Origin of the sequence: Pantoea sp. RSPAM1 (assembly GCF_038816185.1) — a bacterium.
GTDB classification, from domain to species: Bacteria; Pseudomonadota; Gammaproteobacteria; order Enterobacterales; family Enterobacteriaceae; genus Pantoea; species Pantoea ananatis.
The window spans coordinates 394372-410319 of record NZ_CP046137.1 but is presented as its reverse complement, the minus strand read 5'-3'; the positions used below and the strand labels follow the sequence as shown (position 1 = coordinate 410319).

Annotated in this window: 12 protein-coding genes; 9 read left to right on the top strand and 3 right to left on the bottom strand. The window is 54.2% G+C overall.

The window, feature by feature from the left end; all coding sequences use genetic code 11:
- The first annotated feature begins 77 nt into the window (after window positions 1-77).
- Complete coding sequence (mrcA, locus tag GKC68_RS02370) at window positions 78-2630, top strand: peptidoglycan glycosyltransferase/peptidoglycan DD-transpeptidase MrcA (RefSeq protein WP_028724396.1); 2553 nt, start codon at window positions 78-80, stop codon at window positions 2628-2630.
- A gap of 55 nt (window positions 2631-2685) precedes the next feature.
- Here the strand turns inward: mrcA and nudE are convergent, their stop codons facing one another.
- Window positions 2686-3252, bottom strand: coding sequence for an ADP compounds hydrolase NudE (nudE, locus tag GKC68_RS02365; protein ID WP_047714280.1), 567 nt, complete (start codon window positions 3250-3252; stop codon window positions 2686-2688).
- A 382-nt stretch (window positions 3253-3634) separates the two neighbouring features.
- On the opposite strand from nudE, the gene GKC68_RS02360 reads away from it, so the two are divergent.
- The 5 genes from GKC68_RS02360 to pckA all read left to right on the top strand — a co-directional run bounded on the left by GKC68_RS02360 (window position 3635) and on the right by pckA (window position 9702).
- Window positions 3635-5770, top strand: a complete 2136-nt coding sequence (locus tag GKC68_RS02360) for an intracellular growth attenuator family protein (protein WP_064365840.1) — start codon at window positions 3635-3637, stop codon at window positions 5768-5770.
- A gap of 53 nt (window positions 5771-5823) precedes the next feature.
- Window positions 5824-6492: a GMP/IMP nucleotidase gene (gene yrfG / locus GKC68_RS02355; RefSeq protein ID WP_288429976.1), complete on the top strand. Its 669-nt coding sequence runs from the start codon at window positions 5824-5826 to the stop codon at window positions 6490-6492.
- Window positions 6489-6890 (top strand): ribosome-associated heat shock protein Hsp15, encoded by a 402-nt coding sequence (hslR, locus tag GKC68_RS02350; RefSeq protein WP_047714283.1) that lies wholly within the window; start codon window positions 6489-6491, stop codon window positions 6888-6890. Before yrfG ends, hslR begins: the two co-directional genes overlap by 4 nt.
- A gap of 45 nt (window positions 6891-6935) precedes the next feature.
- Window positions 6936-7802: an Hsp33 family molecular chaperone HslO gene (hslO, locus tag GKC68_RS02345; RefSeq protein WP_047714284.1), complete on the top strand. Its 867-nt coding sequence runs from the start codon at window positions 6936-6938 to the stop codon at window positions 7800-7802.
- A gap of 280 nt (window positions 7803-8082) precedes the next feature.
- Window positions 8083-9702 (top strand): phosphoenolpyruvate carboxykinase (ATP), encoded by a 1620-nt coding sequence (pckA, locus tag GKC68_RS02340; protein WP_047714285.1) that lies wholly within the window; start codon window positions 8083-8085, stop codon window positions 9700-9702.
- A 39-nt stretch (window positions 9703-9741) separates the two neighbouring features.
- On the opposite strand, the gene envZ is transcribed toward pckA, so the two are convergent.
- The gene (gene envZ / locus GKC68_RS02335) at window positions 9742-11106 is read right to left on the bottom strand and encodes a two-component system sensor histidine kinase EnvZ (protein WP_028724403.1); all 1365 of its coding nucleotides are present in this window, start codon (window positions 11104-11106) and stop codon (window positions 9742-9744) included.
- On the bottom strand, window positions 11103-11822 hold the full coding sequence (ompR, locus tag GKC68_RS02330; protein ID WP_001157751.1) for a two-component system response regulator OmpR: 720 nt from the start codon (window positions 11820-11822) through the stop codon (window positions 11103-11105). The genes envZ and ompR overlap by 4 nt, the downstream gene beginning before the upstream one ends.
- A gap of 535 nt (window positions 11823-12357) precedes the next feature.
- On the opposite strand from ompR, the gene yjbE reads away from it, so the two are divergent.
- The 3 genes from yjbE to GKC68_RS02315 all read left to right on the top strand — a co-directional run bounded on the left by yjbE (window position 12358) and on the right by GKC68_RS02315 (window position 15669).
- Entirely contained in the window at window positions 12358-12606 is a 249-nt protein-coding gene (yjbE, locus tag GKC68_RS02325) for an exopolysaccharide production protein YjbE (RefSeq protein ID WP_064365837.1), read from the top strand.
- A gap of 162 nt (window positions 12607-12768) precedes the next feature.
- Complete coding sequence (greB, locus tag GKC68_RS02320; RefSeq protein WP_013027522.1) at window positions 12769-13245, top strand: transcription elongation factor GreB; 477 nt, start codon at window positions 12769-12771, stop codon at window positions 13243-13245.
- Between the two features lie 99 nt (window positions 13246-13344).
- Window positions 13345-15669 carry a Tex family protein gene (locus GKC68_RS02315; protein WP_028724405.1) on the top strand — a complete coding sequence of 775 codons (2325 nt, stop codon included), beginning with the start codon at window positions 13345-13347 and terminating at the stop codon, window positions 15667-15669.
- Window positions 15670-15948 lie beyond the last annotated feature (279 nt).

The following is a 15948-nucleotide window of genomic DNA, read 5'->3' as shown; positions in this document are numbered from 1 at the left end:
AAAGCGTCTGGCTTGCCTTTATACTACTGCGCGGTTGCTTATAAACTGCCCAAACGACAACAGATGGGAAATCTCAGGTGAAGTTCGTAAAGTATTTATTGATCCTTACAGTGTGTTGCATCTTGCTGGGAGCTGGCTCGATTTATGGTTTGTACAAATACATTGAGCCACAGCTGCCCGACGTTAACACGCTGAAAGATGTGCGTTTGCAAACCCCTATGCAGGTTTACAGCGCTGAGGGCGATCTTATCGCTCAGTACGGTGAAATGCGCCGTATACCGCTTAGCCTGCAGCAGGTTCCGCCTGAAATGGTGAAAGCGTTCATTGCAACGGAAGACAGCCGCTTCTATGAGCATCACGGTGTGGATCCCATCGGGATTTTTCGTGCTGCCAGCGTTGCGCTGGTGTCAGGTCATGCCTCTCAGGGGGCCAGTACGATTACCCAGCAGCTGGCGCGTAACTTTTTCCTGAGTCCGGAACGCTCCCTGATGCGTAAGATAAAGGAAGCCTTCCTGGCGATTCGCATCGAGCAGTTGCTGAATAAAGACGAAATTCTTGAGCTGTACCTGAATAAAATCTATCTCGGCTATCGGGCTTACGGCGTGGGCGCAGCCTCACAGGTTTATTTTGGTAAGCCTGTCAATGAGCTGTCATTAAGTGAAATGGCGACCATCGCAGGCCTGCCTAAAGCGCCTTCGACGTTTAACCCGCTTTATTCGCACAGCCGTGCGGTAGCACGCCGCAACGTCGTCCTGGCCCGCATGCTGGATCAGCACTACATCACCCAGCAACAGTACGATGAAGCACGTAATACGCCTTTAGTGTCCATTTATCATGGGCCTAAAATCGTCTTCGCTGCGCCTTATCTGAGTGAGATGGTGCGTCAGGAGATGGTAAAACGTTATGGCAACAACGCCTATACCGATGGCTACAAGGTTTACACCACCGTCACACGTCGTCTGCAGCAGTCCGCGCAGGAGGCCGTTCGAAATAACGTGATGGCCTACGATATGCGCCACGGCTACCGCGGCCCTACCAGCGTGCTGTGGAAAGTTGGCGAGCCCGCGTGGGGACAGTCGCAGATTGTTAAGGCGTTAAAAGACCTGCCGTTATACGGCCCGCTTCACCCGGCCGTGGTCACACATGTCCAGAGCGATGAAGCCACCGTGATGATGAAAGATGGCAGCAACGTCTCGCTGACCATGGCAGGCGTGCGCTGGGCGCGTGCCTTTAAGTCGGACACGGCGCAGGGGCCAACCCCTAAGAGCATTACTCAGGTTCTGCAGCCGGGCCAGCAGGTTTGGGTGCGCCAGGTCGGTGAGACATGGTGGCTGGGCCAGGTGCCGGATGTTAACTCGGCGCTGGTTTCGCTGGATCCTGCCAACGGTGCCGTGCGTGCACTGGTGGGCGGTTTTGACTTTAACCAAAGCATGTTTAACCGCGCCACCCAGGCCCTGCGCCAGGTCGGTTCGAACATCAAACCGTTCCTCTACACGGCCGCGATGGATCGGGGATTAACCCTGGCATCCATTCTTAATGACGTTCCTATTTCCCGTTGGGATGCGGGTGCCGGGGCTGACTGGCGTCCGAAGAACTCCCCGCCGACCTACGATGGTCCGATTCGTCTGCGTCAGGGCCTTGGCCAGTCGAAAAACGTGGTGATGGTGCGTGCGATGCGTGCGATGGGCGTGGACTATGCTGCGGAGTACCTACAGCGCTTTGGCTTCCCGGCTCAGAATATCGTGCATACCGAATCGTTGGCCCTTGGCGCAGCCTCGTTTACGCCTCTGCAGGTCGTGCGCGGCTACTCGGTGATGGCGAATGGCGGTTTCCTGATTGATCCTTACTTCATCAGCAAGATTGAAAATGAGCAGGGACAAACCGTTTTCGAAGAAAAACCGAGAATTGCCTGTCCACAGTGCAACCTGCCCGTGATTTACGGTGAAACCAAAAAAGCGCTGGCGCTGAACGCCGAAAGCGTTGAGAACGTTGCGCCTTCCGCTCAGCAGCAAAACCAGACGGTGCCGCAGCCTGAGCTGGAGCAGGTACCTGCACAGCCACAGTCAGGTGGCGAACAGCTGTATGCGCCACATGTGATTAATACACCGCTGTCATTCCTGATTAAGAGCGCGCTGAACAGTAACATTTTTGGCGAACCGGGCTGGATGGGAACAGGCTGGCGTGCCGGCCGCGACCTGAAACGTAATGACATCGGTGGTAAAACGGGGACAACCAACAGTTCCAAAGATGCCTGGTTCTCGGGGTACGGGCCTGGCGTGGTGACCTCGGTGTGGATTGGTTTTGACGATGCGCGCCGCGATCTGGGCCGCAGTACGCTTTCCGGCGCCATTCCCGATCAGATCTCGGGTTACGAGGGCGGCGCGAAGAGTGCACAGCCTGCCTGGGATGACTTCATGAAGGTTGCCCTGGAGGGCGTTCCTGTGCAGCCGCTGACGCCACCAGAGGGGATTGTGACGGTTACTATCGATCGCAGCACCGGCAAACTGGCCAACGGCGGGGGCAATACGCGCCAGGAATACTTTATCAATGGGACTCAGCCAACCGAGTATTCGGTACATGATGCAGGGACAACCATCATGGATAATGGCGAGAGCCACGAACTGTTTTAATCTTCAGGGGCGGCGTAAGTCGCCCCTGCTCACCGAAAGCCGCTTTTACGGACCATCAATAACTGATACGTCCCTGCTTCACCAGCCACTCTCGCACCATAAACAATGCGCTGACGTTGCGTGCCTCGCGAAAATCAGGCTCCTGCAACAAAGCCAGCAGGTTGCTCAACGGCCAGTGATGGACGACCAGCGGTTCAGGCTCATCGCCTTCCAGCTTCTCGTGATAAAGCCCTTCCGCTACCACAATATTCATCTTGCTGGAAAAGTAGGACGGCGCCAGGGTCAGTTTGCCCAGGGTGGTCAGTTGACCCGCACCAAATCCCGCTTCTTCTTTAAGTTCCCGATCGGCAGCCTGATTGACGGTTTCACCCGGATCAATTAAGCCTTTAGGAAAGCCCAGTTCGTAGCTCTCCAGGCCCACCGCGTACTCTTCAATCAGAACCAGGTGATCGTCAATAATCGGCACGATCATCACCGCTTCACGTTCCGAGGGCTTCATGCGCTCGTAGATACGCCGTGCGCCATTACTAAAGGCCAGATCGACCGCTTCAACAGTAAACAATCGCGACTTCGCCACGGTTTCTACATTGAGGATGTCCGGTTTTTTTAACGACTTTTTCATATCAGCCTCAAACTTGCTGCGCCAGCACTCATGAACGAATTAGCATACCTAACCCTCCGCCATTGTGCGACTCTCAAGGCGCACGCGAAGCGTATGTTGTTTTTTTACGATAACACTGGTTTCTCAGGTACAAAAAATTTGTGTTAGTCAATATCTCACGTCAAAATTCAGACAATGCCGATACAATAACCTGTGCACTGTGGTTACTATTCTGGCAATGTGTGATCTAATAACGCCTAATTAAATGATTTACATTACTATTTCGTTTATTGTTAAACTTGTCAGCGTTGTTTAACCTCCCATAAGTCGTCTTAACTATCCGGCGCGTCTGGGGATAATAAGTTTAAAGTGAAGGCAGTATTTTGGCTGAATTGAGCAAAGCATGAGCACAATAATTATTATATTGGCCGTAGTGCTAACCTGTTCAATTCTGGCAGGTATTGGATTTTGGTACGCTATGCGGCGCAGGCCGCCGTTGGCGAAACCGCTGCCATTCATTAGTCCCCCCTGCCGTAAACTCTCTGAGCGGGAGCGCAAGGCAGTTGAAAAATACCTTGCCGCACTGGAAAAACAGCCCCGTATCCTCAGCCCGGGTGAATCCCGTCGTCGTCATGAAAAACTGGTGCTCACGGCACAAAGCAACAACGTTTACCCTGTTACGCGGGCGATAACCCGTTATGGCCTTTCTACGGACGATCCGCATAAGTGGCGCTACTACCTCGATGAAGTCGAAGTGCATTTGCCGCCGCTGTGGGAACAGTATATTACGGACGAAAACTACGTTGAGTTAATCCGCACCCAGTCGATCCCCTTGATCATCTCTTTAAACGGGCATTCTCTGGTGGATTACGCTATCGATCAGCAGTCGCTGCCCAGTCTGATACGTCCGTCCTCCACCAACGCCTCGATCCGTAAAGCCGAAAGTGAAAACGTCGAGCTGGTACGGGTACGCAAAGAAACGCTGGAAGAATACCGACTGTCTCGTCCCGATGGCACGCGGGAAGCCGTGATTATCTCATTTGCCCTGCTGCTGTTTTTTATTGGTTTGCTGCTGCCCGCGAGCCTGATGATCTGGCTGTCCGTCCTTGCTGGCATGATGATTGTCGCCAGCCTGTGGCTGATGTATCGCGTACCAGGTGAAAATGGCCTGCGCGAAATTCACTGCCTGCGTGGGGCCCCCAAGCGCTGGGGCCTGTTTGGTGAGTCAAATCAGGAGCAGAGCAACATTACGCTGGGGATCATCGATCTGGCTTATCCTGCACACTGGCAGCCTTACGTCGCGCACGATCTTGGTCAGGTAACGGATATCGATATTTATCTGAACCGTCAGGTAGTACGCCAGGGGCGCTTCCTTTCGCTTCAGGACGAAGTAAGGAATTTTCCGCTACAGCGCTGGCGGAAAAATGTTGTTCTTGCCGTTGGCTCGCTGATTGTTCTGGCCTTGTTGATCACCTGGATCCCCCTCAGTATGCCCATTAAACTCAGTCTGGCATGGGCTAAAGGGACGGAGAGCCTGGATGTGAATAGCGTAAACCAGCTGAGTCGTGAAGATCTTAAAGTAGGTGACAGCCTTAAGGTTACCGGAACCGGTATGTGCGCGGTGCCGGACAACTACCAAAGCAACCGCACCTATACCTATATGCCGTTCGATTGCTCGCAAATTTACTGGAATAATGCCACACCGCTGCCGCTGCCCCATTCAGATATTATTGAGAAAGCCTCGGCGTTGCTGGACACCACCACCAGGCAGCTCCATCCTGAAACGAACACCGACCCTAAACTGAACCCACAGTTAGCGTCGGCGATTCAGAAATCAGGCATGATTCTGCTGGATGACTTTTCGGACCTCGTGTTAAAAACGCAGGCGCTTTGCAATCAGGCACAGGACTGTATGCGACTCAAAAATGCGCTGGTTAATCTGGGGAATGCGAAAGACTGGGACACCTTAGTCAGCCGTGCCGATTCTGGCCAGCTAAACGGGATGAATGTCCTGCTGCGTCCTGTCAGTGCGGAGGCGCTGGAAAACCTGGTGCACACGGCAACCTCTACCTTTTTCTTCCGCGAAACGCGCCGCGCCGCAGAGAACCTGAACAGCCCACCGCCGGGCGGGTTTGTTATCGCCAGTGATGAAGGGCATCAGCTCGTCAATCAGCCTCAGCCTGCCGTTCCTCTGTTTGATCTGGACGCGGGTTCGCAGTGGCAAGAGCTACAACGTTTGTCTTCCTTGTTGCTGCACACACCGTTTAGCGCCACAGGCATCATTACCAGCATTTATACCGATGCCAACGGCACACGTCATATCGCCCTGCACAATGAGCCTGACGCCATGGCAAAATGGCGCTATCTGGGCGCCGCACTGTTGCTTATCGTGTTGCTGGCCTGCACGATTACCAACGGTCTGCTGGCACTGCGGCGCATGCATCTTAACCGCCAGCGAATGCTTGCTATCCAGCAGTATTACGATAAGTGCTTTAACCCCTCGCTTAACACTATACAGGGCGTGCGCTCCATATTCTGAGCCACCTGCAACTGTGCTACCCTGTTGCGCTGATAAGCAACGGGTGAATTGCCATGATGTTCAACGGGTCCGACATTGACACCGTGCTGCTCGATATGGACGGCACGCTGCTTGATTTGGCGTTTGACCGCTTTTTCTGGCTGGAGCATGTTCCTGAAACCCTGAGCACCCAACGCGGCATCCCTGCTGCTCAGGCCCGGCTGATTATTGAAGAAAAATATCAGGCCGTAGCCCATACGCTAAACTGGTATTGTCTGGATTACTGGTCACAGGCGTTGCAGTTGGACATTCATGCCATGACCTGGGAACAACGTCACCGTGTCAGCATCCGCGCGGATACGCTGCCTTTTCTACAGGCACTGCGTCGCGCGGGTAAACGCACCATCCTGCTGACCAATGCGCATCCCTGGAATCTGGATGTGAAACTCAAACAGACAGCTTTAGCACCACACCTTGATTTATGGCTTTCCACCCATACCTTTGGCTATCCGAAAGAAGATCAGCGTTTGTGGCAGGCGGTTGAGCAGCACACTGGCTTTGATGCATCGCGGACATTGTTCATCGATGACAGCGAAATCATCCTCGATGCCGCCAAATCATGGGGAATCGGCTGGTGCCTGGGCGTCAGTAATCCTGACTCTGGCCGTCCTCAACAACACTTTCAGCGTCACTGTGCGATAAGTGACTACCGCACACTGATTCCGTTCTGGGAGCAGCAATGAAAGAGAAATCCGGCGAAGGCGTTCGCCTTGATAAATGGCTTTGGGCGGCGCGTTTCTACAAAACCCGCTCGATTGCGCGCGAAATGATTGAAGGTGGCAAGGTTCATTACAATGGTCAGCGGAGTAAACCCAGTAAACTGGTCGAACGGGATGCTGAGTTAACCCTGCGTCAGGGCAATGAGGAGCGAACGGTCGTCATTGCCGAAATCAGCGAGCAGCGACGCCCCGCCAGTGAAGCACAGCTGCTTTACCGCGAAACCGAAGCCAGTATTGAAAAACGTGAAAAAGTGGCTCTGGCACGCAAGATGAATGCGCTGACTATGCCCCATCCCGATCGCCGGCCCGATAAGAAAGAACGCCGCGATTTGATGAAGTTTAAGTTATCGGGCGATGAGTAAACCGGCTACTGAGCCGGTTATCGTCCGCCAAAAGAGAGAAAAACTATGTCTGTACAAGATCAACTGCGCCGCTATTTGTTTGAAAATGCTGCCGTCCGCGGCGAACTGGTTAATGTTTCAAACACCTGGCACGCTATCCTTAAAAATCACGACTACCCGCCAGCCGTACAAACGCTGCTGGGGGAGTTACTGGTGGCAACCAGCTTGCTGACCGCCACGCTTAAATTTGACGGTGAAATTACCGTGCAGCTACAAGGCGATGGCCCCCTGACCTTAGCCGTGATCAATGGTAATAATCAGCAGGAGTTACGTGGCATAGCCCGCATGAAAGGTGACATTCCTGACGACAGCTCGCTCAAAAGCATGGTGGGTAACGGCTATCTGGTTATCACCATCACGCCTGAAAAGGGCGAGCGTTATCAGGGCGTGGTAGGACTGGAAGGTGACACGCTGAGCGACTGTCTGGAAGACTACTTTATGCGCTCCGAGCAGTTGCCGACCCGACTGTTTATCCGCACCAGCGACGCAGGCGCAGCCGGGATTCTGCTGCAGGTCCTACCGGCTCAGGATACGAGTAAAGATGACTTTGAGCATCTGGCAACGCTGACAGAAACCATTAAAAGCGAAGAGCTGATTGATTTGCCTGCAACCGATGTCTTGTGGCGGCTTTACCACCAGGAAGAGGTGACCGTTTACGATCCGCAGCCGGTTGTTTATAAATGCACATGTTCACGCGAACGCTGCAGCGAGGTGCTGAAAACCCTGCCGCAGGAAGAAGTTGACGAGATCATTGCAGAAGATGGCAAAATCGATATGAACTGCGACTATTGTGGATCGCATTACGTATTCGATGCAGTAGACATTGCCGGGATCCGCAGCAACTCCGTTGAGAACAGTAATCGACTTCACTGATCGAACCAGGGCGGTTATGCCGCCCTGCCTGCCTTACTGCTATGCCATTAATTTACTTGGCAAATTATCTTTTTTTACTTTCATAACATCTTAAAAACGTTCGAAACACATCCTTAACGCGCCCTAAGTCTCATTTTTAACGAACAAGCCTTTCTCACCTGGCACAGTAGCGTAAACTGCGCGCGATCGCCTCTCCGCCCCTCACGCTGTGGCATGTTAAGGACGCGATCCCAAACTCTCTTTGCCCTACAGAACAGACACCGATTTAAGGAGCAGTAAAATGCGCGTTAACGGCCTGACCTCGCAAGCCCTTGCCGATCTGGGCATCACCGATACCACTGAGGTGGTGCATAACCCTGATTACGCTACGCTATTTCAGGAAGAGATGCGTCCGGAGCTCGAAGGTTTTGAGCGTGGCACCCTGACGCAGAGCGGTGCAATCGCCGTTGATACCGGGATTTTTACCGGGCGCTCACCCAAGGATAAGTACATTGTGCGTGATGACACAACGCGCGATACGCTGTGGTGGAACGATCAAGGAACCGGAAAGAACGATAACCAGCCCCTGTCCCAGGAAACCTGGCAGGCGCTGAAAAAATGCGTAACCCGGCAGCTCTCAGGGAAGCGTCTGTTCGTTATCGATGCCTTCTGCGGGGCTAACCCAGATTCACGCCTGAGCGTGCGTTTTGTTACCGAGGTTGCCTGGCAGGCGCACTTCGTCAAAAACATGTTCATTCAGCCGAGCGCGGCTGAGCTGGATAACTTCACGCCCGATTTTGTGGTGATGAATGGAGCTAAATGCACCAACCCTGACTGGCAGGCGCAAGGGCTGCATTCCGAGAACTTCGTTGCCTTTAACCTGACCGAACGTATGCAGTTGATTGGCGGCACATGGTACGGCGGAGAAATGAAGAAGGGCCTGTTCGCGGTGATGAACTACCTGCTGCCGCTGAAGGGCATTGCCTCTATGCACTGCTCCGCCAACGTAGGTAAAGCAGGCGATGTCGCGGTGTTCTTTGGCCTGTCCGGCACGGGTAAAACCACGCTTTCTACCGATCCGGACCGCCAGTTAATCGGTGACGACGAACACGGCTGGGACGATGACGGCGTGTTCAACTTTGAAGGCGGCTGTTACGCGAAAACGATTAACCTCTCTGAACAGGCTGAGCCCGAAATCTATCGCGCCATTCGTCGTAACGCCTTACTGGAAAACGTCGTGGTACGTGAAGACGGCAGCATCGATTTTGCTGACGGCAGCAAAACCGAAAACACCCGTGTGTCCTATCCGATTAACCATATCGACAATATTGTTCAGCCGGTTTCCAAAGCAGGCCATGCGAAGAAAGTCATTTTCCTGACCGCCGACGCCTTTGGCGTGCTGCCGCCCGTCTCCAGACTGACGCCAGAGCAGACGCAGTATCATTTCCTGTCGGGCTTTACAGCGAAGCTGGCGGGCACGGAGCGCGGAGTAACGGCGCCAACGCCAACCTTCTCAGCCTGTTTTGGCGCGGCTTTCCTGACGCTGCATCCCACTCAGTATGCAGAAGTGCTGGTGAAACGTATGGAAGCCGCCGGCACCCAGGCTTATCTGGTCAATACCGGCTGGAACGGCAGTGGCAAGCGTATCTCACTGAAAAATACCCGTGCCATCATCAACGCCATTCTGGCCGGTGAACTGGACGATGCGCCAACGGAAACGCTGCCGGTATTTAACCTGCAGGTGCCAAAAACATTGGGCGATCTGGATGCCGACACGCTCGACCCACGTCGTACCTGGGAAAGCGAAGAGAAGTGGCACGCGGCGGCAGATGATTTAGCCCAGCGCTTTATCACTAACTTTGAAAAATATACCGATAATGCGGCCGGTGCCGCGTTGGTAAAAGCAGGTCCTCAGCGTTAATCACAGCGGCGCGGCTTAACAGGGCCGCGCCGCTGCTGTTTAGCTCAGTGCAAGGTTGCCGTTGTTGGCACCCGACTCCGGGTTTTCCGCTAAGGGTAACCAGGCACGGATACGTAATCCGCCGCGTTCACTGTCACCGATCTCTAGCGAACCCTGGTGCGCATCAATAATGCGCTGGACGATCGCCAGTCCAAGGCCCGTGCCGCTGGTGCTGCGTGCGCTGTCACCGCGCACAAATGGCTGAAAAAGATGCGCCAGCTGATCCGGCTTAATGCCGGGACCGTCATCTTCAACCTGGAACCAGGCCCTATGCAGCTCGCGTCCACTGCTGACTTTGATCCAGCCGTTGCCGTAACGCGCCGCGTTCACCACCAGGTTAGCCAGGGCGCGCTTAATCGAAAGGGGATTAATCTCCAGCATGAGCTCTTCGGCCATGACGGCGTTTTCGATTTCACGTTCATACCCGCTTTCTGCGGCCACTACTTCGCCCAGCACGCTGTTGAGATCGGCCCGCTCAGTTTGCATCTCCTGTCCGGTGCGCAGGTAATCGATGAACTGCTCGATGATGGCATTGCACTCTTCGATGTCTTTGTTAATCGACTCTGCCAGGTAGCCATCCTGTTCATTCATCATCTCCGTCGCGAGCCGGATGCGCGTCAAAGGGGTGCGTAAATCGTGGCTGACGCCCGCCATCAACAAAGTACGGTCATCGGCAAGCTGCTTAACGCCCGCCGCCATTTGGTTAAACGCGCGCGTCACCGAACGCACCTCTGACGCACCGTATTCACGTAATGGTGGGGGAATAATGCCTTTGCCCACCTGTAATGCAGCATGTTCTAAATCGACTAACGGGCGGTTCTGGATGCGGATAAAAAGCCATGCACCGCCTATCGCCAGCAACATTATCGCCAGGGTATAGCGGAACAGCGGCGAGAAATCACCCTGATGAATTTCCGTTAACGGCACCCGTACCCAAATGTCGGGCGACAGCCAGGTTTTGAGCCAGACAACAGGGGAGTTTTTGTTGACCTCGACGCGAACGTCTGTCGGGCCGCCAAGCTGCTGGCCCATCTGATCGCTAAGGAATTTGTAATGCTGCGCCCACCGCAGTCCGCTCTCCTCTGCCGCCGCATTGGTATAGAGCGAAATACCCAGTTCACGATAAATTTCGCGACGAAAAGCGGGCGGCACTTCCAGCTGCGTACCATCTTCCAGCTGTAAACGGTCGGTCATCAGCATACGCACTTCGTAGGCGAGGACTTTATTAAACTGCTGCAGGCTGGGAAGAATGGCAAAGTTCAGCACCACCAGGTAGGTCGTTACCAGGCTGACGAACAGCAAGGTAACGATCAACAACAGGGTGCGTGCAAATGAACTTCGTGGCGAGAAGCGCAGCCGCCTCATGCTTTACTGCCGTCCGGAACAAATACATAGCCCAGGCCCCAAACGGTCTGGATGTAGCGTGGATGAGCCGGATCTTCTTCCACCATGCGTCGCAGGCGGGAAATCTGCACGTCGATAGAACGTTCCATGGCGCTGTACTCCCGACCACGGGCCAGATTCATCAGCTTATCGCGCGACAGCGGCTCACGTGGATGGCTCACCAGCGCCTTGAGAACGGCAAATTCACCACTGGTCAACGGCATAGGTTCGTCTTCACGGAACATCTCACGCGTGCCCAGGTTAAGCTTAAACTTGCCAAAAGCGATGACCGCTTCTTCCTGAGACGGCGCACCGGGCAGCTCATTGGCCTGACGGCGCAATACCGCGCGAATACGCGCCAGCAGCTCACGTGGGTTGAACGGCTTTGGAATATAGTCGTCAGCACCGATTTCCAGCCCAACGATGCGATCCACTTCTTCGCCCTTGGCGGTCACCATAATGATAGGCATCGGGTTGCTCTGACTGCGCAGGCGGCGGCAAATGGAAAGACCATCTTCGCCAGGCAGCATCAGATCAAGCACCATTAAATGGAAGGATTCGCGGGTTAACAGACGGTCCATCTGCTCGGCGTTGGCGACACTGCGCACCTGAAAGCCCTGCTCGGTAAGATAGCGCTCTAACAGTGCACGTAAACGCATATCGTCATCGACGACCAGAATCTTGTAGTTTTCTTGCATTTTTAACTCCCAAAGGCGCGATTGCCTGAGCCGATATTGTTAAAAAAAGATGCGGCACAGTGACAGTGTTTAATGGTTTATATTCTAGTCAAAATTGTTACAAAGCATATTAAACAGCAGCTTATATTTAAATTATGGTCTGACAGCCGGGCAAGCTGCGTAATGACCACGGCGTTGAACAGAATACGGCAAATCTGAAATATTGGGTAAAATTCCGCTATTCACTGGTTTAGACCCGGCGCACTGTGACACAGCACTTGCAAATTCAAGCGCTTGCCGGGAAATTTGACTTAAATGACGTTCGTATCTGACGACGAATCCCGGATAGTGCGGTTTTTTAGACTGATAACAGCATAATATTCGGAAAAAAAACAGGTTAATACGCGACCTCTCTCGGATTAGTTTGAGAAGCTTCACGAACAAGGCCATCTACAGGTAAAGAGAGATAAATCAAACAGTAAAGCCCGCTTTGCGGCCCAATGGATTTCACCCACACTATAGCGACACCAACTTGCCGCTTTACGGGGAAACCATAATGAAAAAAACGATTTTACTGCTGAGCGCACTGGCTTTGGCCAGCGTCGGTCAGACTTATGCCGCAACTGCAACCGGTGAAGCCGCGGGCGCACAGGCAACGACTACCGCTCAGGGTAACTCCAACGCGATTGGTATTGGCGCAATCGCCGCTCTGCTGGGCGTAGGACTGGCAACGGCTGGCGGCGGCGGCGGTGACGGCACCAGCAGCAGCACTTCGACGACCACCTCGACCAAAGCCGGTAAGTAATTCCTGTCGTCACGGAACCGCACCGGTCTGGATATGACAGCCCCATCCTCTGTCATCGCCCTATAAGGGTTTTTTAACAGGAAAAAACCCTTTTCCCACCTCGTTTTCGCCACGCACGATTTGCTTTACACTGATCCTCTTTCGATTTGACCGGCTTGTACCATGAGAACCCGACTGATTACCCGAGAAGGTTTCAACACCTTAAAAGCTGAACTCGATCACCTGTGGCGTGAAGAGCGACCTGAAGTCACCAAAAAAGTGACCTGGGCCGCCAGCCTCGGTGACCGCAGCGAAAATGCGGATTATCAATACAATAAGAAACGCCTGCGTGAAATTGACCGTCGCGTGCGCTATTTGAGCAAGAGCCTTGAGCAACTGCGCATTGTGGATTATTCACCCCAGCAGGATGGCAAAGTGTTTTTTGGCGCCTGGGTTGAAGTCGAAAATGATGAAGGCGATGTAAAGCGCTTCCGTATCGTGGGTTACGATGAGATTTTTGGCCGCAAAGATTACATCTCAATTGACTCGCCCATGGCGCGGGCGCTGTTAAAAAAGGCCGTCGGCGACGCAGCGGTAGTAGAAACGCCAGCGGGCCCGGCATGCTGGTATGTCAATGAAATTAGCTATGTTGAAGGCTGATTCAGAATATCGCTGAAAGCAGGCCGCTTCTCTGGCAATTTCAGCCATCAATCCGTATAACTATCGGCTATTTCTCAACCCAGAAAGCATAATAGTCCGATGATGAATGTTCTTAGCCAGCTAATTGCAAGTGAGCTACAGGCGCGCCCTGAGCAAGTTGATGCGGCCGTCCGCCTGTTGGATGAAGGGAATACCGTGCCGTTTATCGCACGTTATCGTAAAGAGGTGACGGGCGGCCTGGATGATACCCAACTCCGCCAGCTCGAAACCCGCCTCAGCTACCTGCGTGAATTATCCGAGCGTCGGCAGGCCATCCTGAAATCTATTGAAGAACAGGGAAAACTCACCGACGACCTGGCGAATGCCATCAATACCACCCTCAGCAAAACCGAACTTGAAGACCTCTACCTGCCCTATAAGCCTAAGCGCCGTACGCGTGGCCAAATCGCGATTGAAGCCGGGCTGGAACCCCTGGCCGATACCTTATGGCAGGATCCTTCGCAGGACCCTGAGCAGCTGGCAACAGGTTATGTGAATGTGGATAATGGCGTCGCTGACGTTCGTGCGGCGCTCGATGGCGCGCGTTATATCCTGATGGAGCGCTTTGCTGAAGATGCCGCCCTGCTGGCTAAAGTCCGCCACTATTTGTGGAAAAATGCCCATCTGGTCTCAAACGTGGTGGAAGGCAAAGAGGAAGAAGGCGCGAAATTCCGCGACTACTTCGATCACCATGAGCCGCTGCACAGCGTCCCTTCGCATCGCGCGCTGGCCATGCTGCGCGGTCGTAATGAAGGTATTTTACAGCTGTCGCTGAATGCCGACCCGCAGTTTGATGAGCCACCGCGCGAAAGCCACGGTGAAACCCTGATTGCAGAACACCTGAATCTGCGACTGAATAACGCGCCGGCTGACAGCTGGCGCAAGGCCGTGGTCAGTTGGACCTGGCGCATCAAAGTCATGCTGCATCTGGAAACCGAGCTGATGGGTACCGTTCGCGAGCGTGCTGAAGACGAGGCCATTAACGTCTTTGCCCGTAACCTGCACGACCTGTTAATGGCGGCACCTGCGGGCATGAGGGCCACGATGGGCCTGGATCCCGGCCTGCGTACCGGTGTGAAAGTGGCCGTGGTTGACGCGACCGGCAAGCTGGTCGCCACCGATACCGTTTATCCGCATACCGGGCAAACGGCCAAGGCGGCAGCAGCGGTCGCGGCGCTGTGCGTGAAACATCAGGTGGAACTGGTCGCCATCGGTAATGGCACCGCCTCACGTGAAACCGAGCGCTTCTTTCTGGATCTGCAAAAACAGTTCCCCCAGGTCACCGCCCAGAAAGTGATCGTCAGCGAAGCGGGCGCCTCAGTCTACTCCGCGTCTGAATTAGCTGCGCTGGAATTTCCGGATCTGGATGTCTCACTGCGCGGCGCAGTGTCGATCGCCCGTCGCCTGCAGGATCCGCTGGCCGAACTGGTGAAAATCGATCCGAAATCGATCGGTGTCGGCCAGTATCAGCATGACGTCAGCCAGAGCCAGCTAGCGAAAAAACTGGATGCGGTGGTGGAAGACTGTGTGAACGCCGTCGGTGTCGATCTCAACACGGCTTCGGTACCGCTGCTGACGCGCGTGGCCGGATTAACCCGCATGATGGCACAAAATATTGTTGGCTGGCGCGATGAAAACGGCCGTTTCCAGAACCGTCAGCAGCTTCTCAAGGTCAGCCGTCTTGGGCCTAAAGCATTTGAGCAGTGCGCTGGCTTCCTGCGCATTAACCACGGCGATAATCCACTGGATGCCTCGACGGTGCACCCGGAAGCTTATCCGGTGGTGGAACGCATTCTGGCCGCGACCGAGCAGGCGCTGAGTGAACTGATGGGCAATCCCACCAGCCTGCGTAACCTGAAAGCGTTGGACTTCACCGACGACCGCTTTGGTTTACCGACTGTGACCGACATCATAAAAGAGCTGGAAAAGCCGGGCCGCGATCCCCGTCCTGAGTTTAAAACGGCACAGTTTGCCGAAGGCGTGGAAACCCTGAATGACCTGATGCCAGGCATGGTGCTGGAAGGCGCCGTGACCAACGTCACCAACTTTGGTGCGTTCGTCGATATTGGCGTGCATCAGGATGGCCTGGTTCATATTTCTTCGCTGTCGGACAAGTTTGTGGAAGATCCTCATCAGGTCGTAAAAGCGGGCGACATCGTTAAAGTTAAAGTGATGGAAGTGGATCTGCAACGGAAGCGCATTGCCTTAACCATGCGCCTTGACGAGCAGCCGGGAGAAGGCAACGCGCGTGGCGCTAAGAGCGGTGCGCCACGCGAAGAAAAACGTCCGGCCGCGAACAAAGGCCGCGCACGTCCTGCCAGCCAGCCCGCGGGCAACAGCGCTATGGGCGACGCGCTGGCGGCGGCATTCGGTAAAAAACGCTAGTTACGCACCACACAGTCACCTCTTATCCCCGTCATGGAGAAGGAGGTGACTGCCATCCTTCTCTCGCAGGTCGCTCGTTTTATCTGCACAGAAAAAGCGTTCCAGGCCGCCCCTGTTTACCCTCTGACGCGGGTGAGGTTGCAGACATGGGGCTTCACGCCTGCTGCTTTGCACTGGCTTTTCAGGCCGACCTGGCACGTTTGAGTTGAAAATCCCCGCCCTGACGCTACGCTAAAAAGACGCCCGTCATAATAACGACACCTGCTGTGGCCCCCTTTG

Excerpts from the sequence above, each read along its gene's own strand:
- nudE (WP_047714280.1), bottom strand. The coding sequence starts at position 3,252 with ATGAAAAAGTCGTTAAAAAAACCGGACATCCTCAATGTAGAAACCGTG.
- pckA (WP_047714285.1), top strand. The coding sequence starts at position 8,083 with ATGCGCGTTAACGGCCTGACCTCGCAAGCCCTTGCCGATCTGGGCATC.
- GKC68_RS02315 (WP_028724405.1), top strand. The coding sequence starts at position 13,345 with ATGATGAATGTTCTTAGCCAGCTAATTGCAAGTGAGCTACAGGCGCGC.
- hslO (WP_047714284.1), top strand. The coding sequence starts at position 6,936 with ATGTCTGTACAAGATCAACTGCGCCGCTATTTGTTTGAAAATGCTGCC.
- greB (WP_013027522.1), top strand. The coding sequence starts at position 12,769 with ATGAGAACCCGACTGATTACCCGAGAAGGTTTCAACACCTTAAAAGCT.
- envZ (WP_028724403.1), bottom strand. The coding sequence starts at position 11,106 with ATGAGGCGGCTGCGCTTCTCGCCACGAAGTTCATTTGCACGCACCCTG.
- GKC68_RS02360 (WP_064365840.1), top strand. The coding sequence starts at position 3,635 with ATGAGCACAATAATTATTATATTGGCCGTAGTGCTAACCTGTTCAATT.
- yjbE (WP_064365837.1), top strand. The coding sequence starts at position 12,358 with ATGAAAAAAACGATTTTACTGCTGAGCGCACTGGCTTTGGCCAGCGTC.
- ompR (WP_001157751.1), bottom strand. The coding sequence starts at position 11,822 with ATGCAAGAAAACTACAAGATTCTGGTCGTCGATGACGATATGCGTTTA.
- yrfG (WP_288429976.1), top strand. The coding sequence starts at position 5,824 with ATGATGTTCAACGGGTCCGACATTGACACCGTGCTGCTCGATATGGAC.
- hslR (WP_047714283.1), top strand. The coding sequence starts at position 6,489 with ATGAAAGAGAAATCCGGCGAAGGCGTTCGCCTTGATAAATGGCTTTGG.